At 70.0% G+C, this 24,237-nt stretch carries 18 protein-coding genes; 3 read left to right on the top strand and 15 right to left on the bottom strand.

The window, feature by feature from the left end:
• Window positions 1–4: 4 nt before the first annotated feature.
• The gene (locus tag LHJ74_RS22455; RefSeq protein WP_037761444.1) at window positions 5–418 is read right to left on the bottom strand and encodes a roadblock/LC7 domain-containing protein; all 414 of its coding nucleotides are present in this window, start codon (window positions 416–418) and stop codon (window positions 5–7) included.
• 9 nt (window positions 419–427) lie between these two features.
• Window positions 428–4,126, bottom strand: a complete 3,699-nt coding sequence (locus LHJ74_RS22450) for a sensor histidine kinase (RefSeq protein ID WP_260219941.1) — start codon at window positions 4,124–4,126, stop codon at window positions 428–430.
• A 551-nt stretch (window positions 4,127–4,677) separates the two neighbouring features.
• Here LHJ74_RS22450 and LHJ74_RS22445 point away from each other — a divergent pair.
• On the top strand, window positions 4,678–4,857 hold the full coding sequence (locus LHJ74_RS22445; RefSeq protein WP_260219940.1) for a hypothetical protein: 180 nt from the start codon (window positions 4,678–4,680) through the stop codon (window positions 4,855–4,857).
• Window positions 4,858–4,971: 114 nt separating this feature from the next.
• Here LHJ74_RS22445 and LHJ74_RS22440 read toward each other — a convergent pair whose 3' ends face one another.
• From LHJ74_RS22440 to LHJ74_RS22420, 5 genes are all read right to left on the bottom strand, one after another.
• A complete protein-coding gene (locus tag LHJ74_RS22440) occupies window positions 4,972–5,208 on the bottom strand; it encodes an acyl-CoA carboxylase epsilon subunit (RefSeq protein ID WP_260219939.1) in 237 nt (78 codons plus the stop codon).
• Between the two features lie 14 nt (window positions 5,209–5,222).
• Entirely contained in the window at window positions 5,223–6,788 is a 1,566-nt protein-coding gene (locus tag LHJ74_RS22435) for an acyl-CoA carboxylase subunit beta (RefSeq protein WP_260219938.1), read from the bottom strand.
• A 258-nt stretch (window positions 6,789–7,046) separates the two neighbouring features.
• A complete protein-coding gene (cimA, locus tag LHJ74_RS22430; protein ID WP_260219937.1) occupies window positions 7,047–8,666 on the bottom strand; it encodes a citramalate synthase in 1,620 nt (539 codons plus the stop codon).
• A gap of 355 nt (window positions 8,667–9,021) precedes the next feature.
• Window positions 9,022–10,125, bottom strand: coding sequence for a branched-chain amino acid aminotransferase (locus LHJ74_RS22425; protein ID WP_260219936.1), 1,104 nt, complete (start codon window positions 10,123–10,125; stop codon window positions 9,022–9,024).
• 258 nt (window positions 10,126–10,383) lie between these two features.
• On the bottom strand, window positions 10,384–11,409 hold the full coding sequence (locus tag LHJ74_RS22420; protein WP_260219935.1) for a 3-isopropylmalate dehydrogenase: 1,026 nt from the start codon (window positions 11,407–11,409) through the stop codon (window positions 10,384–10,386).
• 141 nt (window positions 11,410–11,550) lie between these two features.
• Between LHJ74_RS22420 and LHJ74_RS22415 the strand changes: the two genes are divergently transcribed.
• On the top strand, window positions 11,551–13,161 hold the full coding sequence (locus LHJ74_RS22415) for a purple acid phosphatase family protein (RefSeq protein WP_260219932.1): 1,611 nt from the start codon (window positions 11,551–11,553) through the stop codon (window positions 13,159–13,161).
• Between the two features lie 8 nt (window positions 13,162–13,169).
• Here LHJ74_RS22415 and LHJ74_RS22410 read toward each other — a convergent pair whose 3' ends face one another.
• The 3 genes from LHJ74_RS22410 to LHJ74_RS22400 form a co-directional block, all read right to left on the bottom strand.
• The gene (locus LHJ74_RS22410; RefSeq protein WP_260219931.1) at window positions 13,170–13,316 is read right to left on the bottom strand and encodes a hypothetical protein; all 147 of its coding nucleotides are present in this window, start codon (window positions 13,314–13,316) and stop codon (window positions 13,170–13,172) included.
• 389 nt (window positions 13,317–13,705) lie between these two features.
• Complete coding sequence (pruA, locus tag LHJ74_RS22405; protein ID WP_260219930.1) at window positions 13,706–15,337, bottom strand: L-glutamate gamma-semialdehyde dehydrogenase; 1,632 nt, start codon at window positions 15,335–15,337, stop codon at window positions 13,706–13,708.
• Between the two features lie 98 nt (window positions 15,338–15,435).
• Window positions 15,436–16,362, bottom strand: coding sequence for a proline dehydrogenase family protein (locus LHJ74_RS22400; protein ID WP_260219966.1), 927 nt, complete (start codon window positions 16,360–16,362; stop codon window positions 15,436–15,438).
• Between the two features lie 317 nt (window positions 16,363–16,679).
• On the opposite strand from LHJ74_RS22400, the gene LHJ74_RS22395 reads away from it, so the two are divergent.
• Window positions 16,680–18,062, top strand: coding sequence for a PucR family transcriptional regulator (locus LHJ74_RS22395; protein ID WP_260219929.1), 1,383 nt, complete (start codon window positions 16,680–16,682; stop codon window positions 18,060–18,062).
• A gap of 110 nt (window positions 18,063–18,172) precedes the next feature.
• Here LHJ74_RS22395 and LHJ74_RS22390 read toward each other — a convergent pair whose 3' ends face one another.
• From LHJ74_RS22390 to ilvN, 5 genes are all read right to left on the bottom strand, one after another.
• Window positions 18,173–19,657: an MFS transporter gene (locus LHJ74_RS22390; RefSeq protein ID WP_260219928.1), complete on the bottom strand. Its 1,485-nt coding sequence runs from the start codon at window positions 19,655–19,657 to the stop codon at window positions 18,173–18,175.
• A gap of 144 nt (window positions 19,658–19,801) precedes the next feature.
• On the bottom strand, window positions 19,802–20,494 hold the full coding sequence (locus LHJ74_RS22385) for a TetR/AcrR family transcriptional regulator (RefSeq protein WP_260219927.1): 693 nt from the start codon (window positions 20,492–20,494) through the stop codon (window positions 19,802–19,804).
• Window positions 20,495–20,759: 265 nt separating this feature from the next.
• The gene (gene serA / locus LHJ74_RS22380) at window positions 20,760–22,349 is read right to left on the bottom strand and encodes a phosphoglycerate dehydrogenase (RefSeq protein ID WP_260219926.1); all 1,590 of its coding nucleotides are present in this window, start codon (window positions 22,347–22,349) and stop codon (window positions 20,760–20,762) included.
• A 245-nt stretch (window positions 22,350–22,594) separates the two neighbouring features.
• Window positions 22,595–23,593 (bottom strand): ketol-acid reductoisomerase, encoded by a 999-nt coding sequence (ilvC, locus tag LHJ74_RS22375; protein WP_260219925.1) that lies wholly within the window; start codon window positions 23,591–23,593, stop codon window positions 22,595–22,597.
• Between the two features lie 118 nt (window positions 23,594–23,711).
• Window positions 23,712–24,236, bottom strand: coding sequence for an acetolactate synthase small subunit (gene ilvN / locus LHJ74_RS22370; RefSeq protein WP_260219924.1), 525 nt, complete (start codon window positions 24,234–24,236; stop codon window positions 23,712–23,714).
• Window position 24,237: the final 1 nt, after the last annotated feature.

Genomic DNA, 24,237 nt, shown 5'->3' with positions numbered 1-24,237 from the left:
CAGATCAGTTGAGGATGCTTCCCTGCAGCTCGGCACGCACGTCGGGGGTGAGAACCGTCCCCGCGCGGTCGACAAGAAGGGCCATCTCGTACCCGATCAGGCCGATGTCGGCCTCCGGGTGCGCGAGAACGGCCAGTGAGGAACCGTCCGAGATCGACATGATGAAGAGGAAGCCACGCTCCATCTCCACCACCGTCTGATTCACGGCACCTCCCTCAAAGATCCGGGACGCCCCCGCCGTGAGCGAGGTCAGACCCGACGCCACCGCAGCCAGTTGATCGGCACGGTCACGCGGAAAGCCTTCGGACATGGCCAGTAGGAGGCCGTCGGCGGAGACCACTACCGTGTGCGACACACCGGGGGTGTTGTCCACGAAGTTGGTGATCAACCAGTTCAGGTTCTGCGCCGCCTGGCTCATCGGACTCAACTAACGCTCCTGCTGGTAAGTGGGGCCAATGTCGTGACCGTCCGTGGCCTGTCGGCCTTGTCGGATGCCACGACGGAGATTGGTCAACCGCCCGCGTACGTCATCGGGTGCACGCGAGACCTGCGGACCGGACTGGGCGGACGACTGCTCCTGTGCGGTGCCCGCGACCAGGTTGGCGCGGGGCACACGGCGGGGCAGTCCTGAGGTGGTGACCCCTCCGGCGGCGGGCTGGCGGAGCTGCTCCGCCTGCCGCCAGCTCTCGTCGTTCGGAGGGGACCCCCAGTTGGCCCCCGCTTCGCGGGGGGTGCCGGTGCCGAAGCCGTCGCCGTTTCCGAGGGTGCCGCGGGCTGGTTCGCGCTGCGGCATCGCCGGTGTGGCGGAGGCGGGGCCGGGGCGCTGGGTGTGCGCCTGCGGCGGCTGCTGCTGGTCGTCGCTGTTGGGTGCTGGTTCCGGTTGGACGGAACGCTGCTGCGACGAGCCCGAGCCACGGAACCAGTTGGATTCCATCGACTCGAAAATCGGGGTGGGCGTGTCGGCCGCGGCCGGGGGCCCGGCCGGGATGCCGAACTCCAGGTCGCGCTGTGGCGCGGGGGCCGGTGCCTCCGGTATGGCGAACTCGCCGGTGTGCTGCGGCTGCGGCACCCGCCCGGTCGGAGCGGGCAGGGCGGGCTGGCCGAACTGCTGGAACTCGCCCGTGTCCTGCGGGCCCTGCTCCGGCCGCACCTGCTCCGGATAGCCGGGAGAGGCGTACTCACCCGTGTCCTGCCGGTTCTGCTCCGGATAGCCCGGGCGGGGGTACGCGCCCGTGTCCTGCGGGCTCTGCTCCGGATAGCCAGGGCGCGCGTACTCGCCGCTCGTCTCCGCGTCGTCGTGCCCGCGCGGAGTCTCCTCCGGGCTGGCCCAGCTGGGCCTTGCCTGCTCCGCGGCCCGGTCGGCGCTGCCCGGCACGCCTGCGGGAGGCGGACCGTTGAAGTCGGGCCGGTCGAACTCCGCGGTGTCCCCGGGGCCGCCCCGGCTTGCCGCACCGGCCGGAGGCGCCGGCGGGGCCTGTGAGGTGAACGGAGGCTGCGGGAACTCCCCGGTGTCGCCCGGCCCGTGCTGCGGACGTGACGGCGATTCGCCTGCCGGACCGCTCCGGGTGGGCAGCGGCGGAGCCGCAGGGGGCTGGCCGGCTCCCAGGCCGTTCGCCGGAGTGTCCTGCCGGGGTGCGCCGACTGGGCGTCCCCCGCTCCGGCTGCCGAAGAAATCGGTGGCCGTGCCGCCCCTGTCGCCTCCCGGCGGGGTGGAACCGGCGCCGGTCGGACGGGTGGGCAGTCCGTTGCTCCGGTGCTGGCCGCCTGCTTCCCCGCTGCTGCCGGGGAGCGCGGGGCGCTGGTTGCCGCCGCCGACCTGGCCGCGCGGCGGGACCGCGCCGAGGCGGGTCGTGGCGGCTGCTCCCGCACTCCTGGGCTCGCGCTGGAGTGCGGCCGCCAGGCCGGGGCCCTTGGGCGCGCCGGAGGCGTTCGAGGCGACGCCCGGGGGTGCCGCGCCCGGCTTGCCCTTGGGACCGGCCGCCCCGCTCTGCGCGGCGCCTTGTGCGACGTCGACGGGAAGCATGACCAGCCCGGTCGTACCACCGGAGTCGGAGGGGCGAAGCTGGATGCGGATGCCGTGCCGCAGTGAAAGGCGGCCGACCACGAACAGGCCCATGCGCCGGGAGACGGAGACGTCCACCGTCGGCGGGTTCGCCAGCCGTTCGTTGATCGCGGAGAGGTCCTCGGGCGACAGCCCGATGCCGGTGTCGTGGATCTCGACCAGCACCCGGCCGTCGGGCAGCGCGTGACCGGTGACCTTGACCTTCGTCTGCGGTGAGGAGAAGGAGGTCGCGTTCTCCAGCAGCTCGGCGAGCAGGTGCACGAGGTCGTTGACCACGCGGCCGGCGACCTCGGTGGTGGGGACGGAGCTCAGCTCGATGCGCTCGTACTGCTCCACCTCGGAGGCGGCGGCGCGGAGCACGTCCACCAGTGGGACGGGCCTGGTCCAGCGGCGGCCGGGCTCTTCGCCTGCGAGGACGAGGAGGTTCTCGCCGTTACGCCGCATACGAGTCGCGAGGTGGTCCAGCTTGAAGAGGGAGGACAGCTGGTCCGGGTCGGCCTCGCGGGATTCGAGCTCGGAGATCAGGCTGAGCTGCCGCTGGATGAGGCCCTGGCTGCGACGCGAGAGGTTGGTGAACATCGCGTTGACGTTGCCCCGCAGCAGCGCCTGTTCGCCCGCCAGCCGGACGGCTTCGCTGTGGACGTCGTCGAACGCGGACGCCACCTTGCCGATCTCGTCCCGGCTGTGTACACCGACGGACTCGACCGAGGTGTCGATGTCCTGCGGCTCGGCCTCGGACATCTGCTTGACCAGCTCGGGCAGGCGGCGGCGGGCGACGTCCTGCGCCGTGTCCTGGAGCCGGCGCAGCGAGCGGACCATCGAGCGGGCGACGACGAAGGCGCCCACCAGGGAGATGCCGAGGACCAGGAAGATCACGACACCGTTGATGATGGCGTCACGCTGGGCCTCGGAGCGGAGCTTCCGGGCCTGCTGCTCCATCTCGGTGAGCAGCGTGTCCTCGATCTTCCCCATCTCGTCGATCTTCGTCTTGTCCTGGTCATACCAGTCCATGTACGAACGCTGCTCGCGCTTGATGCCGTCCGCGGACTTCAGCACCCGATCGCGGTAGGTGTCGGCGGCGGTGATGTTGACGATGCCGCCGTCGAGAGGCTTGAGGAGCTCGGCCGCGCCCTCTTCCTGGATCTTCCCGAACGTCGTGAGCTTGGCGTCCTCACTGGACATCGCTGTGCTGGCGTAGAGGCGGTCGGTCTGCGAAAGGTCGGGGCCGTCCTTGCGGGCCAGGCCGGCGCTGATGATCGCACGCTGGACGGAGGCGAATTCCTTCGCCGAGGAGAACGCGGCGAGAGCACGGGTGCTCTGGATCATCTCGGGGTTGCTCGTGGCCTGCGCCATGTCCAGCGAGAGCGAGAGGAGGGACTCGATCAGTCGGCTGTACCGGTCGACCGTCTGGGAGGTGTACTCCTCGTTGTTGTACGCCGCCTCCCGGATCCCCTTGATGTCGTTCAGCTGACGGGTGATGTCCACGACCGTGGTCTGGACACCCGACATCACCTTGTCGTCCGAGTTGATGTCGCCGGTGTGCTCGTGGAACGCCTGGCGGGCCCGGTCGGTGTCCTCGCGGGTGGCGACGACCGCGTCGTCCTTGTCGTTGCCCGAGCTGATCAGCGGGCCGGCCGACTTGTCCCGTTCCTCCTGGAGGGCGGCGGCCAGCTCGGTTGCGTGCTCCGTCATCTCGGTGAGGAGCTGCATGTTGTCGAGCTGCTCGACGTTGTCCAGGGAGCTGCTGATACGCAGCCCGCCCAGCGTGGTGGCCGCCACTACCGGCAGCGCGAGCAGAGACACCAGACGCGTACTGATGCGCCAGTTGCGCAGAGCAAGACGTGATCCGGGGCCGGTCGGCACTTTGTCCTTCGGGGTCTTCGAGCCCTCGCCGCCGTCTCCCTTGGCTCCTTTGGCTCCCTTGGACTTGGAGCTGCCGGAGTCCTGGGCGGCCGCGGACGGCCCGCTCCCGTGGGCGCGCTGGGGAGAGGAGCCGCGGTTGGTCGAACCGCGCAGCTCCGGGTCCCCCGCAGCGCTGCCATCCCTCTTGAAACGTCCCTGCACTAGCGTCGCAACCTCTGGACCAGGCGTCCCCCCGCTTTGGGGCGGCGGAACGGTATCGAGTCATGGGGGTTCCAGGGCCCCCTGGGCGTCGTGAGTGACCGGCGCGTCCCCTCAGTAACCGCCGCACGGCGCTTGGTCTGCGCCCCCTGCGCGCCGGCTGATTTCCTGCGGCGGTCCGTGGAATTCCAGCACAGTGCCGGATCTCCAACAAGGGCTGTGGATAAGCCCGTGACACCCGTGACGCTACGCAGATATTGGATCACCTGCTGTAGAAAAGATGCCCGGGAAAACGGACTTACCGCCACCAATACCCCGTGCATTACCTGCACTTCACTAGCAGGGAGTGAACACAGAATCTTCACTTCTGCCCCTGGTTGTCCGTTCCCGAGTGGAGAGTTGATCAGGTGTTTTGTCTCGTTTGCCCGTACCTGAGTGAGAAAAATCACACGGCAGAAGTTGCCTAGATCACGGGAGCGCTGGGAATAGCCGTCCTACTCTCAGCATTTACATGCCATAGGAAAACGACAAGCGACTCGCTGGGGACCTCTCACGTGAAGACGACCATGATCACGAACAACATAGCCAACCCGCAGCGCACCACGCTCGCCCATCTCAAGGACACCGAGGAGCTCACCACCGAGGCCGTCGAGACGGGACACGAGCCGCAGCTCCCCGCCCAGACCGCGAACCCGCGCCGCACCGTGCTCATGGACATCCCCGGCAGCGTCTGAGCCGCCCCGCGTCAAGACCCTACGCCAATGGCCCCGTCAGCACCTCTCGTCCGAGGTGTACGGGGCCTTTGACGTGCCCGCTCGTGGCGCGCGGCCCCAGTCAGCGGCTCCCGGTCAGTGCTGCCAGCTGTGTGCCGTGGAAAAGCCGTGCTGACGCTCCAGCCGCCGCCAGGCGGCGCGGCTCTGCCGGGCCGACGGAGCCGTCCGGCTGTGCGCCGCAGCCCGCGCGAGCAGTACCGCGGTGAGCGCCGCCAGCTCCTCGGCATCGGCCTGACCGCGCTCCAGACGGACCAGATTGGCCGTGGTCGGTGCGGCCGGCGCGCTCGGTGCGATCGGTGTGGTCGGGGTCATTGTGCATCTCTCCGTCACTGGGGTGGGTTGCCGTGCTTACGGGCGGGCAGGTCAGCGTGTTTGGTGCGGAGCATGGCCAGCGTCTCGATGAGAACCTGCCGGGTCTCGGCCGGATCGATGACGTCGTCGACCAGACCCCGCTCAGCGGCGTAGTAGGGGTGCATCAGCTCGGCCTTGTACTCCTTGACCATCCGGCTGCGCATCGCCTCCGGGTCGTCGGCGGCCGCGATCTGCCTGCGGAAGACCACGTTGGCCGCGCCCTCCGCGCCCATCACCGCGATCTCGTTGGTCGGCCAGGCATAGGTGACATCCGCTCCGATGGACTGCGAGTCCATCACGATGTACGCGCCGCCGTACGCCTTCCGCAGCACCACCGAGACCCGCGGTACCGTCGCGTTGCAGTACGCGTACAGCAGTTTGGCGCCGTGCCGGATGATCCCGCCGTGCTCCTGGTCCACTCCCGGAAGGAAACCGGGCACATCCAGCAGGGTCACCAGGGGGATGTTGAACGCGTCGCACATCTGCACGAACCGCGCCGCCTTCTCGGATGCCTCGATGTCGAGCACACCCGCCAGCGACTGCGGCTGGTTCGCCACCACACCCACCACCTGGCCGTTCAGCCGCGCCAGCACACACAGCACGTTGGTGGCCCAGCGCTCGTGGATCTCCAGCAGCTCGCCGTCGTCCACCAGCTCCTCGATCACCGCCCGCATGTCGTAGGGCTGGTTGCCGTCGGCGGGCACCAAGTCCAGCAGCGCCTCACAGCTGCGGCCGGGCGGGTCCTCGCTCACCACCGACGGCGGGTTCTCCCGGTTGTTGGCGGGCAGGACCGAGAGCAGATAGCGGACTTCCTCCAGGCAACCGCGTTCGTCGTCGTAGACGAAGTGGGCGACTCCGGAAGTACCGGCGTGCACATCCGCTCCGCCGAGTCCGTTCTGCGAGACCTCGGCGCCCGTGACCGCCTGCACGACGTCCGGGCCCGTGATGAACATCTGGGAGGTCTCCCGCACCATGAACACGAAGTCGGTCAGGGCCGGTGAGTACGCGGCACCGCCCGCGCACGGGCCCAGCATCACCGAGATCTGCGGGATCACGCCGGACGCCCGGGTGTTGCGCTGGAAGATCCCGCCGTATCCGGCGAGGGCGGAGACACCCTCCTGAATCCGCGCCCCCGCGCCGTCGTTGAGCGACACCAGCGGCGCGCCCGCGGCGATGGCCATGTCCATGATCTTGTGGATCTTCGCCGCGTGCGCCTCCCCGAGCGCTCCGCCGAAGATCCGGAAGTCGTGGGCGTACACGAACACCGTTCGCCCGTGCACCAGGCCCCAGCCCGTCACCACACCATCGGTGTACGGGCGCTTCTCCTCCAGTCCGAACCCCGTCGCACGGTGCCGGCGCAGGCCCTCCACCTCACGGAAGGAGCCCTCGTCGAGCAGCAGGTCGATCCGCTCCCGTACGGACAGCTTTCCTTTGGCGTGCTGTGCCTCGGTGGCCTTCTCGCTTGGCCCGCGGCGGGCCTGCTCCCGCAGGGCATGCAGTTCGGCAACGCGGCCGCGGGAATCCTGAGGCTGATCGGTCATGTATAGACCCTACGAAACGCACCCGCTCCGCGCCGTCGTCAGATTCGTACAGTCTCCGCGCCCGATTCATGGCTGCGCTGGACAGAACCGCGCCTCCCAGAGGGTGTCACGCAGGTAGGTCCGCCGGACGAACCGGGCTGAGCTGTGGAATTCCCACAGCCTTCCCCCACCCGCTGTTGACGAAAGGCCGGTCCGCCGCTCCACCGGCCGTGCCGGCTGCCGGTGGAGCGGATGCGCGGGCCCTGCCGTGCTCCCTGGTTATGCGCGGGGCGGCGCCCCGTCGCTCGGCGTCACTCCGGCGCGCAGCAGCCCGTAGGTGTAGGCGTCACCGAGAGCCTGCCAGGAGGCCGCGATCACGTTGTCCGCGACGCCGACGGTGGACCACTCGGTGCTGCCGTCACTCGTGGAGATGAGCACCCGGGTGGTGGATTCGGTGCCGTGCCTGCCCTCCAGGATGCGCACCTTGTAGTCCACCAGCTCCAGCCGGGCCAGCTCCGGGAAGATCCGCTCCAGTGCGACGCGCAGCGCCCGGTCCAGTGCGTTCACCGGCCCGTTGCCCTCGCCGGTGGCGACGACACGCTCGCCCTTGGCCCACAGCCGCACCGTCGCCTCGTTGGCATGGGTGCCGTCCGGGCGGTCCTCGACGATGGCCCGCCAGGACTCCAGCCGGAAGAAGTCCGGGGCGCCGCCGTGCACCTCGTCCCGCAGCAGCAGTTCGAAGGAGGCGTCCGCTGCCTCGTACGAGTAGCCGCGCAGCTCCTGCTCCTTGACCCGGGCGACGATTCGGCCGACCAGCTCGCGGTCGCCGGTCAGGTCGTATCCCAGTTCCTTGCCCTTGAGCTCTACTGAGGCGCGCCCGGCCATGTCCGACACGAGCATCCGCATGGAGTTGCCGACGAGTTCCGGGGCGATGTGCTGGTAGAGGTCGGGGTCGACCTTGATCGCGGAGGCGTGCAGGCCCGCCTTGTGTGCGAAGGCGGAGGTGCCGACGTAGGGCTGATGGGTGGAGGGGGTGAGGTTGACCACCTCGGCGATCGCGTGCGAGATGCGGGTCATCTCGGCGAGCGCGCCGTCCGGCAGCACCGTCCGGCCCTTCTTCAGCTGCAGGGCGGCGACGACGGGGAAGAGGTTGGCGTTCCCGACCCGCTCGCCGTAGCCGTTGGCGGTGCACTGGACGTGGGTGGCGCCCGCGTCGACGGCGGCGAGGGTGTTGGCCACCGCGCAGCCGGTGTCGTCCTGGGCGTGGATGCCCAGGCGGGCGCCGGTGCCGGCCAGTACCGCCCGCACGATGTCACCCACCTGGTCCGGGAGCATGCCGCCGTTGGTGTCACAGAGCACGACCACCTCGGCTCCCGCTTCGTGCGCGGCCCGTACGACGCCGGTCGCGTAGTCGGGGGCGGCACGGTATCCGTCGAAGAAGTGCTCGCAGTCGACGAAGACGCGGCGCCCCAGCTCCCGCAGGTGGGTGACGGTGTCCCGGACCATCCGGAGGTTCTCCTCCAGGGTGGTGCGCAGGGCCAGCTCCACGTGGCGGTCGTGGGACTTGGCGACCAGCGTGACGACGGGCGCGCCGGAGTCGGCGAGGGCGACGACCTGCGGGTCGTCCGCGGCGCGCACACCTGGCCGGCAGGTGGCGCCGAAGGCGACGAGCTGTGCGTGCCGGAAGTCGATCTCTCGCTGGGCCCGCTCGAAGAACTCCGTGTCGCGCGGGTTGGCGCCGGGCCAGCCGCCCTCGATGAAGCCGACGCCGAACTCGTCCAGATGGCGGGCGATGGTCAGCTTGTCGGCGATGCTCAGGTTGATGCCTTCGCGCTGGGCGCCGTCGCGCAGTGTGGTGTCGAAGACGTGGAAGTCGTCGCTGGGGGCTTCCTTTGTCATGGTGGTCTGGCTCCTGTCGGGGTGGGCAAGGGATTCGGAAGACCCGGCTCCACTTATCCCCATCGTCCCGCGTGCTCCCGCCGTCCGGCTCGGTAGGGCCGGAAAACGAAAAAACCCCTCGCGGGTGCGAGAGGTCTGCGCGCGGGTCTGGGACGGTGTCCACTGCCGCCTTCGTGAGTGCGGTCAGTGGTCACTGAGGACCGGCGCGCTGTCACCAATAATCATGGCGAACGAGAGCACGGGGACAGTCTGCACGATTTCCCGGTGAGGCGTGGCACGGTCTCACGATTCGGGAAGCGTGCGGAAGGCACGCGCCCAGGCGCTCCCCCCGCAGCGCCTGGGCGAGCCCGGTGCGTCAGCTCACCGGATGCATCCAGCCGTGCGGGTCCGGTGCCTCGCCGGTCTGGAGGGCGAGCAGCGTCTCGCGCAGCTGTGTGGTGACGCTTCCGGGCTGGCCGTCGCCGACCGTCCATTCCGCGCGGGCGGACTTCACCTGCCCGACCGGTGTGATGACTGCGGCGGTGCCGCAGGCGAACACCTCGGTGAGGGTGCCGTCGGCGTTGCCCTCGCGCCAGCCGTCGGTGGAGATCCGGGTCTCCTCGACGCCGTAGCCCAGGTCCTGGGCGATGGCCAGCAGCGAGTCGCGGGTGATGCCCGGCAGCAGCGTGCCCGTCAACTCCGGTGTGAGGATGGTGGCGCCGGGGCCCGAACCGCGCACGAAGCACAGGTTCATCCCGCCCATCTCCTCGATCCAGCGGCGCTCCAGCGCGTCCAGCCAGACCACCTGGTCGCAGCCCTGCTCGGCCGCCTCGGCCTGGGCGACGAGCGAGCCGGCGTAGTTGCCACCGGTCTTCGCCTCCCCCATGCCGCCCGGAGCGGCGCGGACGTACTCCTCGGAGAGCCAGACCGAGACGGGCTTCACCCCACGCGGGAAGTAGGCGCCCGCCGGTGAGGCGATCACCATGAAGAGGTACTCGTTGGCGGGCTTCACGCCCAGCCCGACCTCGCTGGCGAACATGAAGGGCCGGAGGTAGAGGGACTGCTCGGGCTCGCTCGGCACCCACTTCCGGTCCTGTCGCACGAGCAGGTCGCACGCCTCGACGAAGGTCTCCTCAGGGAGCGTGGGCATGCCCAGCCGGCGGGCGGAGTTCTGGAAGCGCCGGGCGTTGGCGTCGGGGCGGAAGGTGGCCACCGAGCCGTCCCGCTGGCGGTACGCCTTCAGACCTTCGAAGATCGTCTGCGCGTAGTGCAGCGTCATGTTCGCCGGGTCGATCTGGAGGGGCGCGTACGGCTGCAGCTGGGCGTCGTGCCAGCCGCGGCCCTCGGTCCACTTGACGGTGACCATGTGGTCCGTGAAGTGCCGGCCGAAGCCGGGCTCGCGCAGCAGCGCGTCGCGCTCCGCGTCGGACAGCGGCTGCGCCGAGGGCTTGAGGTCGAATGCGATTCGGGGCGTGGTCATGTGAGCGCGTCCTTCACTGAGTGTCTTGAGGACCGCGTCCCGCCGTCCCGTGTACTAGGACGTCCGAGCTTCTCCTCGTACTGCGGCCCGCGTTCGATTATCGCTCGAAGGGAACCGGAAGACGGACGCGGGCAGCGGCCCTGACTAGATGGTGACACCCAACCGCTCGGTTGCCCAGCGGCCGGGCTTGACAGACCCGACCGGCATCGCTGTGCACGCCCGGGATGGTTCCCGGGCGTGCACAGCGGCGGACAGGCCCTAGCTGGCTACTCGTACCGCGATCGCGTCGCCGGTCTGGGTGGTCGTACGGGCGCCGGAGCGCTCCGCGAGGTCGGCGGAGACGGCTTCCTCGACGCGTACGGCTTCGGTCTCGTAGCCGAGGTGCCGCAGCAGCAGGGCGACGGAGAGGATGGTCGCGGTGGGGTCGGCCTTGCCCAGACCCGCGATGTCCGGCGCGGAGCCGTGGACCGGCTCGAACATCGAGGGGAAGTCGCCCGCCGGGTTGATGTTCCCGGACGCGGCGAGGCCGATGCCGCCGGTGACGGCGGCGGCGAGGTCGGTGAGGATGTCGCCAAAGAGGTTGTCGGTGACGATCACGTCGAAGCGCGCGGGGTCGGTGACGAAGAAGATCGTCGCGGCGTCGACATGAAGGTAATCGGTGGTGACCTCGGGATACTCCTGGCCCACCTTGTCGAACAGATTCTTCCACAGGTGCCCCGCGTACACGAGGACGTTGTTCTTGTGCACCAGGGTGAGCTTCTTGCGCGGGCGGGCCGCGGCCCGCGCGTAGGCGTCGCGGACGACGCGCTCGACCCCGTACGCGGTGTTCAGGCTGACCTCGGTGGCGACCTCGGCCGGGGTGCCGGTGCGGAAGCTGCCGCCGTTTCCGGCGTACGGGCCCTCGGTGCCCTCGCGGACGACGACGAAGTCGATGTCCGGGCGGCCCGCCAGCGGGGTGGCCGTCTGCGGGAACAGCTTGGAGGGGCGCAGGTTCACGTAGTGGTCGAAGGCGAAGCGCAGCTTCAGCAGCAGCCCGCGCTCCAGGACCCCGGAGGGCACCGACGGGTCGCCGATGGCACCCAGCAGGATCGCGTCGTGGCTCTTGAGCCGTTCGAGTTCGGCCTCCGGGAGGGTCTCACCCGTCTCATGCCAGCGCCGGGCACCGAGATCGTAAGTCCCGGTCTCCAGCTTGACGTCCTGCGGGAGGACGGCGGTCAGGACCTTGAGCCCCTCCGCCACGACCTCCGGGCCGATTCCGTCACCGGGGATCACTGCGAGATTCATGCTGCGGACCCTACTCTCCGTCCCAGGAACTGACACACCTGGTCCATATCCCGGACGGTTGGCCTGCCGGACGGGTGCGCTTCACCGTGCCGACCGCCCGGAGTCTTCCAGAAGTTGGCACTCGCTGGGAACTTCTCCCCCATGGACACACCACGGATGGGCATCCCCGAACGGCTCGCCGAGCGGATGAGCATGCCCGAGCAGCACGCGTATCTGCGCTCCCTGCTCTCCGGGCGCGGCCGTCCCTCCCGGCGAAGTGTCCTGCGCGGCGGGCTGCGCGGCGGTGCGCTGACCGCCGCAGGAGCGGCCGGCGGTGCCGGGCTGTCGGCCTGCACCTCGGACCAGGAGCGCAGCAGCGACGGGCCCGCACTCGTCCGCTCGCCGGTACGGGTGGACGGCTCGCTCGCCGCGCCCTTCGGTCGGCACCTCGCGTTCGGGGCCGATCCGAAGACCCAGATGGTGGTGTCCTGGCAGGTCCCCTTCGCGGTGCGGAAGCCGTACCTGAGGGTGGGCACCGAACCCTGGGAGCTGAGCCTGAGGTTCGACGCGGAGGTCCGCGAGCTGCGCACGCCCTCGCTCTCGCGGCACCTCGGGGACGTGGAGCAGTTCTATCTGCACGCCGCGCTGGACGGCCTGCGGCCCGGCACCACGTACTACTACGGCGTCGGCCACGACGGGTTCGACCCGACGGCGGCCGACCGCATCTCGACCCTGGGCTCCTTCAGCACCGCCCCGCCCCGCGCGGACGGGCCCTTCGTCTTCACCGCGTTCGGTGACCAGGGCGTCAGCTACGACGCGCTGGCGAACGGCCAGCTGCTGCTGGGTCAGAACCCCGCCTTCCATCTGCACGCGGGCGACATCTGCTACGCGGACGAGACAGGGCACGGCAAGGAGTCCGACACCTATGACGCCAGGGTGTGGGATCAGTTCCTCGCCCAGACGGAGCCGGTCGCGGCGCGGGTGCCGTGGATGGTGACGACCGGCAACCACGACATGGAGGCCTGGTACTCGCCCAACGGCTACGGCGGCCAGGCGGCCCGCTGGTCGCTGCCTTCCAGCGGCCCGGACGCGAAGAACGCCCCGGGCGTCTACTCCTTCGCGTACGGCAACGTCGGGGTGGTGGCGCTGGACGCGAACGACGTCTCCTACGAGATCCCCGCGAACCGGGGCTACACCGGCGGCGCCCAGACCCGCTGGCTCGACGCCCGGCTGAGGCGGCTGCGCAGCACACCGGGCATCGACTTCGTCGTCGTCTTCTTCCACCACTGCGCCTACTCGACGAGCACGCACGCCTCGGACGGCGGCGTACGCGACGAGTGGGTGCCGCTGTTCGAGAAGCACCGGATCGATCTGGTGATCAACGGGCACAACCACGTCTACGAGCGCACCGATCCGATCAGGGGCCACGAGTCCACCCGAAAGCTGCCCGTCGGCGGGACCACCGATCCCGCGCGCGACGGCACCGTCTATGTCACTGCCGGCGGTGCGGGCAGGAAGCTCTACGACTTCCCGGTGCCGGAAAGCTACGAGGGGCACGAGAACGAGCGGGATCACGTCCGGACGTTCCACTGGACACAGGAGCGCTCACGGAATCCGGACAGCGTCGAGTGGTCCAGGGTGCGCTACGCGGGCTTCTCGTTCCTCGCTGTCGAGTCACGGCCCGGCGACAGGCCGGAACTGGCGGTCACGGCGCTGGCGGAGTCGGGACGGCGGATCGACAACTTCGTCGTCAGGCGAGCACGCACCGCGTGATCAGGCACTCAGTGCCCGGTCGCGCCCCCGTTGTCCCGGCGGTCCAGCGCACGCTGGAGTGCCGCGGCAGCGTTCCTGCGGTCGTTGTCCCGGCCGTCACGGCGGTCGCGGACGGCGGTGTGGCGGGCGGCACGGCGGCGAGCGGTCTCGTCCATTGTCGGCAACTCCTTCTGCGCATGGCTTCACAAAGGCGGATTCAGCGCGCCGGAAGGGTGCGGGGGCAGGCATGCGGCAGGGGTCACCTGCGCGGGGCAGCTCGCCTCGCTCGCGATCGCTCGATGGAGCGGAACGTTCGGCTCCTCCTACCGTATGGGCCGTGGGCTGGGATGTCTCGTTTTTACTTGGGCTTCCTACTATCTGAGACGGTGAAGGCCCCTGTGGTCACACGATCGGGTGAAAATGCCGCCCCGCACCGTTCGCCGGGGCAATCACCGCCGGCCGCCCCCGCCCGGACGCAACCGGAGCCCGGCACCCCGCCGCGGGGTGCCGGGCTCCGGCGGTGAGGTGGGACTTCGAAGACACCCCGTAGGCCCTGCCGGGTGCCTCAGCCCATGTGCGGGTAGCGGTAGTCGGTCGCCGCCACCTGCGTCTCCTTGATGGCACGGGGCGACATCCAGCGCAGCAGGTTGAACTTCGAGCCCGCCTTGTCGTTGGTCCCCGAGGCACGGGCACCGCCGAACGGCTGCTGGCCGACGATCGACCCGGTGGGCCGGTCGTTGAGGTAGAAGTTGCCCGCCGCGAAACGGAGCTTCTCCGACGCGGCGGCCAGCACGGCGCGGTCCTTGGCGAGGATGGCACCGGTCAGGGCGTAGGCCGACGCCGACTCCATCTGGTCGAGCATGGTGTCGAAGTCGCCGTCCTCGTAGACGTGCACGGCGATGAACGGGCCGAAGTACTCGGTCTTGAAGAGTTCGTCCTCGGGGTCGGAGCAGGCGACCACCGTCGGGCGCACGAAGTAGCCGACCGAGTCGTCGTACGTGCCGCCCGCGACGACCTCGCAGTTCGGAGCGGTCCGCGCGCGGTCGATGGCGGCCTTGTTCTTGGCGAACGCCCGGTCGTCGATGACGGCGCCGACGAAGTTCGACAGGTCGCTGACGTCACCCATCGCCAGACCGTCCACCTCGGCCGCCAGCTGCTCCTTGAGGCCGCCCTCCCACAGGGAACGCGGGACGTACGCGCGGGAGGCCGCGGAGCACTTCTGTCCCTGGTATTCGAAGGCACCACGGGTGATGGCGGTCTTCAGAATCGCCGGATCGGCCGTGGGGTGGGCGACGATGAAGTCCTTGCCGCCGGTCTCGCCCACGATGCGGGGGTAGGACCGGTAGCCGGCGATGTTCTCGCCGACCGTCTTCCACAGGTGCTGGAAGGTGGCCGTCGAGCCGGTGAAGTGCACGCCCGCCAGCTCCGGGTGCGGCAGGGCGACCTCGGAGACCTCCTTGCCGTCCCCCGTCACCAGGTTGATGACGCCCTTGGGCAGCCCGGCCTCCTCCAGCAGCTCCATCAGCAGCACCGCGGAGTGGGTCTGGGTGGGCGACGGCTTCCAGACCACCACGTTGCCCATCAGGGCGGGAGCGGTGGGCAGGTTGCCCGCGATGGCGGTGAAGTTGAAGGGCGTGATCGCGTAGACGAAGCCCTCCAGCGGCCGGTGGTCCAGCCGGTTCCAGACGCCCTTGGGCTGCATGGGGGGCTGCTCGGCCATCAGCTCACGTGCGAAGTGCACGTTGAACCGCCAGAAGTCGATCAGCTCGCACGGGGCGTCGATCTCCGCCTGCTGGATCGTCTTCGACTGACCCAGCATCGTCGAGGCGGCGATCGTCTCGCGCCACGGCCCGGACAGCAGCTCGGCGGCCTTCAGGATGATCGCGGCCCGGTCGTCGAAGGACAGCGCGCGCCAGGCCGGGGCGGCGGCCAGGGCGGCGTCGACCGCCTCCTGGGCGTCCTGGCGGGTGGCGTTGCCATAAGTGCCGAGCACGGCCTTGTGGTTGTGCGGCTGTACGACGTCGACGCGCGCGCCGCCGCCCATCCGCTTCCGGCCGTTGATCGTCATCGGCAGGTCAACCGGGTGCCCGGCCAGCTCCTTGAGCTTCTGCTCGAGACGGGAGCGCTCCGCGCTGCCGGGTGCGTAGGTGTGCACCGGCTCGTTGTACGGGGCGGGGACCTGGGTCACAGCGTCCATGGCTTCCGTGTCTCCTTCACGTTCGGGGGTCTTCGATAAGGGTCTGGTGGAGGGGGCCGTTTACGGAGCCCGGGGCGGACGACGGGCTGCGGGCCGGGTCAGCGGCGCCCGGCCAGCGCACGCAGGAAGAAGGCGAGGTTGGCCGGACGCTCCGCGAGGCGGCGCATGAAGTAGCCGTACCAGTCTGTGCCGTACGGGACGTACACGCGCATCCGGTGACCCTCGGCCTTCAGCCGCGCCTGCTCGGCCTCGCGGATTCCGTAGAGCATCTGGAATTCGTACTCATCCTGCTTGCGGCCGTGGCGACGGGCCAGCTCCTGGCCGATTGCCACCATCCGGGGGTCGTGCGAGCCGATCATCGGATAGCCCTGGCCGGCCATGAGGATCTTGAGGCAGCGGACGTACGCCCGGTCGACCTCGCGCTTGTCCTGGTAGGCGACCTCGGCAGGCTCTTTGTACGCGCCCTTCACCAGCCGCACCCGGGATCCTTCCCCGGTCAGCGCCCGGCAGTCATCCTCGGTGCGGAAGAGGTAGGACTGCACGACCGCGCCCGTCTGCGGGAAGCGTTTCCGCAGCTCTGCGAGGATGGCCAGGGTGGACTCGACCGTTGTGTGGTCCTCCATGTCCAGGGTGACCGTGGTGCCCGCCGCGGCGGCGCTCTCCACCACGGGGAGCACGTTGCGGTAGGCGAGGTCGTGGCCGCCGGGCAGAGCCTGGCCGAAGGCCGACAGCTTCACGGACATCTCGACTCGCGGCCCGACACCGTCACTCGCGAGGGCCGTGCAGAGGTCGAGATAGGCGTCCCGGTTGCGCAGCGCCTCGGATCGGTCGGTGATGTCCTCACCGAGATGGTCGAGGGTGACGTCCAGGCCGCGGTCCGTCAGGGACCGCACACTGTGCAGCGACTGATCGAGGCGCTCACCGGCGACGAAGCGGTCGACTACGGGGCGGGTGACCGGCGCGGCCGAGACGATACGGCGGATGCTTTCGCTGCGCGCGGCGGCGAGGAGCACGGGACCCAGCACGGGCACCTCCAGTGAAATCGGGCTGACGGCGGGGGTGTCGCCGTGGCGGTCCCCCGGGCGGTCGTGAGGCGACCGGGCGGGCGGGACGGTGATCGAACCCTCCTCCGTGCAACTTAAGGATCCCGCCGCCGCGCCGACATCGACAGCTGTCACGCATCTGTGTGCCGGATCTCAGACATATGTATGAGAATGGTTTCCGACAGCCGGTTTCCCCGGCGGCACCCGGCGGAGCGGCCCGCGCGGCGGGCGGGGCGGAGCCGCGAGTAATCCGGAAGTGATCAAGAGGTGATCAGAGTGAGGGAGGTGACGCGGGCGGCATGCGCGAGGACTACCAGGAGCTGATCGACGAGGTCTCCGCGCTTCTCGGTACCCCGGCGACGCTGGAGAACCGGGATTTCGGGCTGATCGCCTTCGGAGCCCACGAGAGCCACGGGGACAGCCCCGACCCTGACCTGCACCTGGACCCGGTGCGCACCCGCACCATCCTGCAGCGGCGGTCGACCACCGCGGTGCGGGAGTGGTTCGAGAGCTTCGGCATCACCCGCGCCACGGGGCCGGTGCGCATCCCTCCGGACCCGTCAGCAGGCGTCCTCACGGGGCGGCTCTGCCTCCCGGTGCGGCACGGCGGCGTTGTCTACGGCTATGTCTGGCTGCTCGACGACGGCGCGCTCGACCTGGCCGACCCCCGGCTGGCCCAGGCCCGGATGACGGCGGACCGCATCGGCGGACTGCTGGCGGCGGAGGCGAGGACCGGTGCGCGTACGGGAGACCTGCTGCAAGCCCTGCTCTCCGGCTCCGGCGGCAACCGTGACGAGGTGGCGGCGGAACTGCGCACCGCGCTGGGGACGACGGCCGGGGCGCCGTTGGCGCTGATCGCGGTGCTCCGGTGGCCCGGCCCCGCGGGCGGCGGCGCTGACCGCTCGGCGGGCGGCACGGGAGGTGCCGTGGATGCCGCCTCTCCCTCGGCGGAGGGCGGACTCGACGGGTGGGCCCCGAGTCCCACCGGGCTGCCCCATGTGGCGGCCGGGTGCGTGCTCCCCGAGCCCGGCGGCGGCCCGCGCGGCGCGGCGGCGCCCGGCGCCGGGGGCGAGGGCGGCGACGGCCGCGGCGGTGCGTCCGGAGGCAGCCGGCCGGGAGCCCTGGCCGTACTGGTGCGGCTGCGGACCGCCGACAGCCTGGGCCCGGCCCATACGGTCGCGGACCGTCTGCTGCGTGTGTCGCCTCCCGGCGCGGTGCAAGGCGATGCGGCGAGGGGCGGTGCGGCGGGGGCGGCGCGGTTGCTCCGGGCAGCGGCGGGGATCAGCGTTCCCGGCGGCGGGCTCGCCGGGCTGCCCCTGGCCTGGCGCGAGGCGGTGGCTGCGGCGCGAGTGGCGCGGGCGGACCCCCGGCACGCCCCCGTGGCCACATGGACGGCGCTGGGACCGTACCGGCTGCTGACGGCGCTGCCCACGGCGCCCGGGCCCGATCCCGCCGTACGCCCCCTGCTCGCCGCGGCACAGCGGGAACTGGCGAGCACCGCCGAGGTGTTCCTGGACCACGCGGGGCAGGCCGGGCGCACAGCGGCGGAACTGGGAATCCACCGGCAGACGCTCTACTACCGGCTCTCCCGGGTCGAACAGCTCACGGGACTGGACCTGCGGGCGGGCGAGGACCGCTTGCTGCTGCACATGGCGCTCAAGGCCGCACGGCTGACCGGCTGACCCGCCCGGCCTGCGCCGTTGCGCTGCCCGCGCACGCGCACACGTCCGGGACAGCCGCCCATGAAGGCCGCAGCTGCGCTGTCCCGGACGTGCCGGCCGGTCTTCCGTCTTTACCCCGCGTGGGCGGCGGACAGTTCGTCCACCCCGGCCTCGGCGTCGCGTCGGGGCCGCGGCGCGTTCATCACCAGTCCGATGACGACCGCGGCCGCGAGGAGTACCACGGTGGCCACCGCGTAGCCCTTGGCGAAGCCTTCGACCAGCCCGTCCTTGAGCACGGCCGGGGTGGGCTCGCGGTCGGCGAGGTAGTCGGCGGTCGCGCTGGTGGCGACGGTGTTGAGCAGCGCGGTGCCAATGGAGGCGCCGATCTGCTGCGAGGTGTTGAGGGTTGCCGAGGCGATGCCCGCCTCCTCCGGTTTCACCCCGTACGTCGCGTAGTTCATCGCCGGGGCCATCACCAGGCCCACGCCGAGGCCGACCAGGATTTCGGCGGGCAGCACTCCGGCCGCGTAAGAGGTGTCCGCCTTCACCTGCGTCAGCCAGCTGGTGCCGGAGGCCAGCAGCAGCAGACCGGTGACCATCAGGACGCGCGGGGGGAACTTCGGCAGCAGACGAGGGGCGAGACCGCCCGCGGAGACCAGCACTCCGCCGGTGAGCGGCAGGAAGGCGACACCGGTGACCACCGGCGAGAAGTCCTTGACCACCTGCATGTAGTAGGTGAGGAAGAGGAACAGCCCGAACATGCCGATCACCGAGAGCGCGACGGCGAGATACGCGCCGCCTCGGGCCCGGTGCATCACGACGCTCAGTGGCAGCAAGGGCTGCGGCGCGCGGGCCTGGCTGAGGACGAAGAGGGCGAGAAGTACCACGCCGAGCACCAGCGCTCCGATGACCAGCGGGGAGCCCCAGCCCTCGGATTCGGCCTCACTGCACCCGAAGACGACCGCCACCAGGCCGGTGACGGCGAGAAGCACACCGGGCACGTCGAGGCGGGCGCGCTTGGTGGAGAGGGTGTCGGCGGGCAGTACGTACCAGCCGAACGCGGCGATGACGGCGATCGGCACGTTGACGTAGAGGCACCAGCGCCAGTCCAGGTACTCGGTGAGCGTGCCGCCGACCACCAGGCCGACGGCTCCGCCGCCACCCGCGATGGCGCCGAAGACGCCGAACGCCTTGGCACGCTCGGCCGGCTGGGTGAAGCTCACCGACAGGAGTGAGAGGGCCGCCGGTGCGAGCATCGCGGCGAAGACGCCCTGGAGGCCGCGAGCGGCGAGCAGCAGGCCGAAGTTCCCCGCCGCCCCTCCCAGCGCGGAAGCGGCTGCGAAACCGAAGAGGCCGATCACGAAGGCGCGCTTGCGACCGGTGTAGTCGGAGATCCGGCCGCCGAGCAGGAGCAGGCTGCCGAAGGCGAGGGTGTAGGCGGTGATCACCCACTGGCGGTCACCGTCGGAGATGTTCAGTTCCTTCTGCGCGGAGGGCAGCGCGATGTTCACGACCGTGATGTCGAGAACGATCATCAGCTGCGCGAGGCCGATGAAGAGAAGGGCGAACCAGCGCCGGGGATTGGCCTCCGGTCGCACGGCTTCGGTTGCAGACATGACAGTGCCCTTTCTGGGGGTTTTCCAGTGCGGGGAGCGCCGGGGCGGAGAGGTGCCGAGGCGCGGTGGGAGAGGTTTCGCGCATGCCCTGGGTCATCGGTGTGGACCACCGGTGCGGGCTGCCGGTGCGGGTCTTCGGCCTTGTCAGTCACTGCGCGCGGCGGCCGGCGGGTTGGCTGGCGGAGTGACCGGTGGGGTGGCCGGTGAACCACCCGCCATCCGTTCCCGGATGCGCCGGAACCAAATGACCCCGATCGCGGGTCCGGGGAGCCGCTGCCGGCGCGGCCAGGCGGCCGAGGGGCGCAGACCGTCCAGGTAGATCTCCAGCTGTCGGTGGGCGAGCGCCTCGTCCTCGGGAAACCTCCCGCCGGGCAGCGGCCGGGTCAACCGGATGATCATGAAGATGACGTCGCCCGGCACGACGTCCGCACGGAGCAGTGCCGCCTCCTGCGCCTTGATGATCAGCTGCTGCAGCGGATCGACGGCGTCGGGGGCTTCGCCCAGGAGTTTGTTCATCTCGATCCGGCCGAACAGTGAGGGCATCACCGCGCCGATCTTGAGGTCGAGGGCCGCGTGCATCGCACGGCGCAGGGCTTCGAACGGATCGGCTTCCAGCTCCACCGAGTGGCTGATCGCCTGGTAGAGCTCCTGGAGGGTGCTCACCGCCACGGCGTGCACGAGGTCTTCCCGGCTGGGGAACCGCCGGTAGAGGGTGGCGACCCCCACGCCCGCACGGCGGGCGATCTCGTCGAGCGGCGCGTCCGGCCCCTCGTGGACGAAGATCTGCCGTGCGGCCCGCAGGATCTGCTCACGGTTGTGCTGTGCGTCCGCGCGCATCTGACACCTCCAGGAGTTGCCGACAACGAAGCTAGGTGGATGGTTTCCCTCCACCTAGAACCACGCTAGGGCCCAAGTGGAGAGTTCTCATCCGTCTAGGCCCAAGTGATAGGCGAGTCGCCAGATCCGCTTCATATATGCAATCGCGTATGTGCACCCGCGCCGGAAAGGCGCGCGAAAAAGGCCCGGACCGGCGACAGCGCGCCGGTCCGGGCCCGCCCGGCCTGGGGCCGGGACAAGGAACCTCGGGGAACCTCGGAGTCAGTCAGTCCTGCAGGTTGACGTTGCGCGCGGAGGTGGCGCCGATCTCCTCGGCGATCTCCGCCAGCACGGGCGCCGGGATGGTGTCGTCCACGGTCATCGCGACCAGGGCCTCGCCGCCCGCCGTCGCGCGGGAGACCTGCATACCCGCGATGTTGATGCCCGCCTCACCGAGGATGCGCCCGACGGTGCCGACGACTCCGGGGCGGTCGCCGTACCGCAGGAAGGCCATGTGGTCGGCGAGCGCCAGATCGACGTCGTGCTCCCCCACGGCCACGATCTTCTGCTGGTGCCGGGGGCCGCTCAGGGTGCCGGAGACCGAGACCTCCTCGCCGTCCGCCAGTGTGCCGCGCACGATCACCACGTTGCGGTGCTCGGCCGACTCGCTGGAGGTGGTCAGCCGGACCTCCACACCACGCTCCTGGGCGAAGAGCGGAGCGTTGACGTACGACACCGTCTCGTCCACGACGTCCTCGAAGACGCCCTTGAGGGCGGAGAGTTCGAGCACCTTGACGTCGTGCTGGGTGATCTCGCCGTACACCTCGACATCGAGCCGGACGGCGACCCCGCTCGCCAGCGCCGTGAAGATGCGGCCCAGCTTCTCCGCGAGCGGCAGCCCCGGCCGTACCTCCTCGGCGATGACGCCGCCCTGGACGTTCACCGCGTCCGGCACCAGCTCGCCCGCCAGCGCGAGCCGGACGGACCGGGCGACCGAGATACCGGCCTTCTCCTGCGCCTCTCCGGTGGAGGCGCCGAGATGCGGGGTGCACACGACCTGGTCGAACTCGAACAGCGGGGAGTCGGTGCAGGGTTCAGACGAGTAGACGTCCAGGCCCGCTCCGGCGACCCGGCCCTCCTTGAGCGCCGCCGCCAGCGCCTCCTCGTCGACGATGCCGCCGCGAGCGGCGTTGACCACGCGGACGCTGGGCTTCACCTTGTGCAGCGCGTCGTTGCCGATCAGCCCGAGGGTCTCCGGGGTCTTCGGCAGGTGCACGGTGATGAAGTCCGAGACCTCGAGCAGCTCGTCCAGGGTGAGCAGCTTGACACCCATCTGCGCCGCCCGCGCGGGCTGCACATAGGGGTCGTACGCGACAATCTTCATGCCGAAGGAGGACATCCGCTGCGCGACCAGGACGCCGATGCGGCCGAGACCGACGACCCCCAGCGTCTTCTCGGACAGCTCGACACCCGTGTACTTGCTGCGCTTCCACTCGCCGTTCTTCAGCGCGGTGTTCGCCTGCGGGATGTTGCGCGCGGTGGCGACCAGCAGGCCGCACGCCAGCTCGGCGGCGGTGACGATGTTGGAGGTGGGGGCGTTGACCACCATGACACCGGCCTTGGTGGCGGCCGGTACGTCGACGTTGTCCAGCCCTACCCCGGCACGGGCGACGACCCGGAGCTTGCGGGCCGCCGCGATGGCCTCGGCGTCCACCTTGGTGGCGCTGCGCACGAGAATGGCGTCGACATCGGCGATGGACGACAGGAGCTCCGCCCGGTCGGCGCCGTTGCAGTGGCGGATGTCGAAGTCCGGTCCGAGCGCGTCGACCGTGGCGGGCGAGAGCTCTTCGGCGATGAGTACTACGGGCTTGCTCACTGGGTCTCAGTCCTCACTTGTCCTGTGCGGACGGCCGCGTCCCGACGGCCGAAGGCGTGGGTTTGGCAGCCGCGTGGAGACGCACGACGCTGTGAGCCTGTGACGCGCTTGTGCTGCGCAGTCTATCCACCCAGCGAGCGCACCAACCGTCCTTCGGACGCATTGATCACCCGGCCGTGGCGCCGTTCGTCCCGGATCGGGCGGCGGGGGCGGACCGTGCCGGCCCGCCCCCGCCGCCGAAGGGGTCAGGCCTCGTCGTCGACCCAGCTCATGAGCTTCCGGAGCTTCTTGCCGGTGGTCTCCAGCAGGTGGTCCTCGTCCGCCTTCTTGTACGACTTGTAGTTCGGCAGACCCTGCTCGTACTCCTTCATCCAGTTGTGCGCGAAGGTGCCGTCCTGGATCTCGCCGAGGACCTTCTTCATCTCGGCCTTCGTCTGGTCGTTGACGATCCGCGGGCCGGTGACGTAATCGCCCCACTCCGCCGTCTCCGAGACGGACCAGCGCATCTTCTCCAGGCCGCCCTCGTACATCAGGTCGACGATCAGCTTCAGCTCGTGCAGGCACTCGAAGTAGGCGATCTCCGGCTGGTAACCCGCCTCGACCAAGGTCTCGAAGGCCGCCTTGACCAGCGCGGAGGTGCCACCGCAGAGGACCGCCTGCTCGCCGAAGAGGTCGGTCTCGGTCTCCTCGGTGAAGGTGGTCTTGATGACACCCGCGCGGGTGCCGCCGATCGCCTTGGCGTAGGAGAGCGCCAGCTCGAACGCCTTGCCGGTGGCGTCCTGCTCGACGGCGGCGATGCACGGCACGCCGCGCCCCTCCTCGTACTGGCGGCGGACCAGGTGGCCCGGGCCCTTCGGGGCGACCATGCAGACGTCGACGCCGGCCGGGGGCTTGATGAAGCCGTAGCGGATGTTGAGGCCGTGGCCGAAGAAGAGCGCGTCCCCGTCCTTGAGGTGCGGGGCGATCGACTCCTGGTACACCTTGCCCTGGATCGGGTCCGGCACCAGGACCATGATCACGTCGGCTTCCGTCACGGCCTCGGCCGGAGTGGTGACCCTCAGGCCCTGCTCCTCGGCCTTCGCACGCGACGTGGAGCCCTCGTGCAGACCGACCCGGACGTCGACCCCGGAGTCGCGCAGGGACAGCGCGTGCGCATGGCCCTGGCTGCCGTACCCGAGCACCGCGACCTTGCGGCCCTGGATGATCGACAGGTCGGCGTTTTCGTCATAGAACAGCTCGGCCACTTCTCAGAACTCCTTGGCTCAGTGTGCTTCAGTTGGCGCGGACCACACAGCTGCGGATCGCGGATGCGGGCGGCCCCTCCACCGTAGGCGGACGGGGAGCCGCGCGCGGAAGGGTCGGTCAGGCGCTGCGTTCGAGCGCCCGCAGGGATCGGTCCGTAATGGAGCGGGCACCTCGCCCGACCGCGATGGTGCCGGACTGGACCAGTTCCTTGATGCCGTACGGTTCCAGCATTTTCAGCATCGCCTCGAGCTTGTCGCTGCTGCCCGTGGCCTCGATGGTGACGGCCTCCGGCGCGACGTCGACGGTCTTGGCGCGGAAGAGCTGGACGATCTCGACGATCTGGGAGCGGGTCGCGTTGTCGGCCCGCACTTTCACCAGAACGAGTTCGCGCTGGATGGCCGATCCGGGCTCCAGCTCGACGATCTTCAGGACATTGACCAGCTTGTTGAGCTGCTTGGTGACCTGCTCCAGCGGGAGGTCCTCGACATTCACCACAATGGTGATGCGGGAGATGTCGGGATGTTCGGTGACACCGACCGCGAGGGAGTCGATGTTGAAGCTGCGCCGGGAGAAGAGCGCGGCGATCCGGGCGAGGATTCCCGGCGTGTTCTCCACCAGGACGGAGAGCGTGTGCTTGGACATC

Source organism: Streptomyces gossypii (genome assembly GCF_025165795.1).
GTDB lineage: Bacteria > Actinomycetota > Actinomycetes > Streptomycetales > Streptomycetaceae > Streptomyces > Streptomyces gossypii.
The sequence above is the reverse complement of the archived record's forward strand: the minus strand, read 5'-3'. Positions and strand labels throughout refer to the sequence as shown.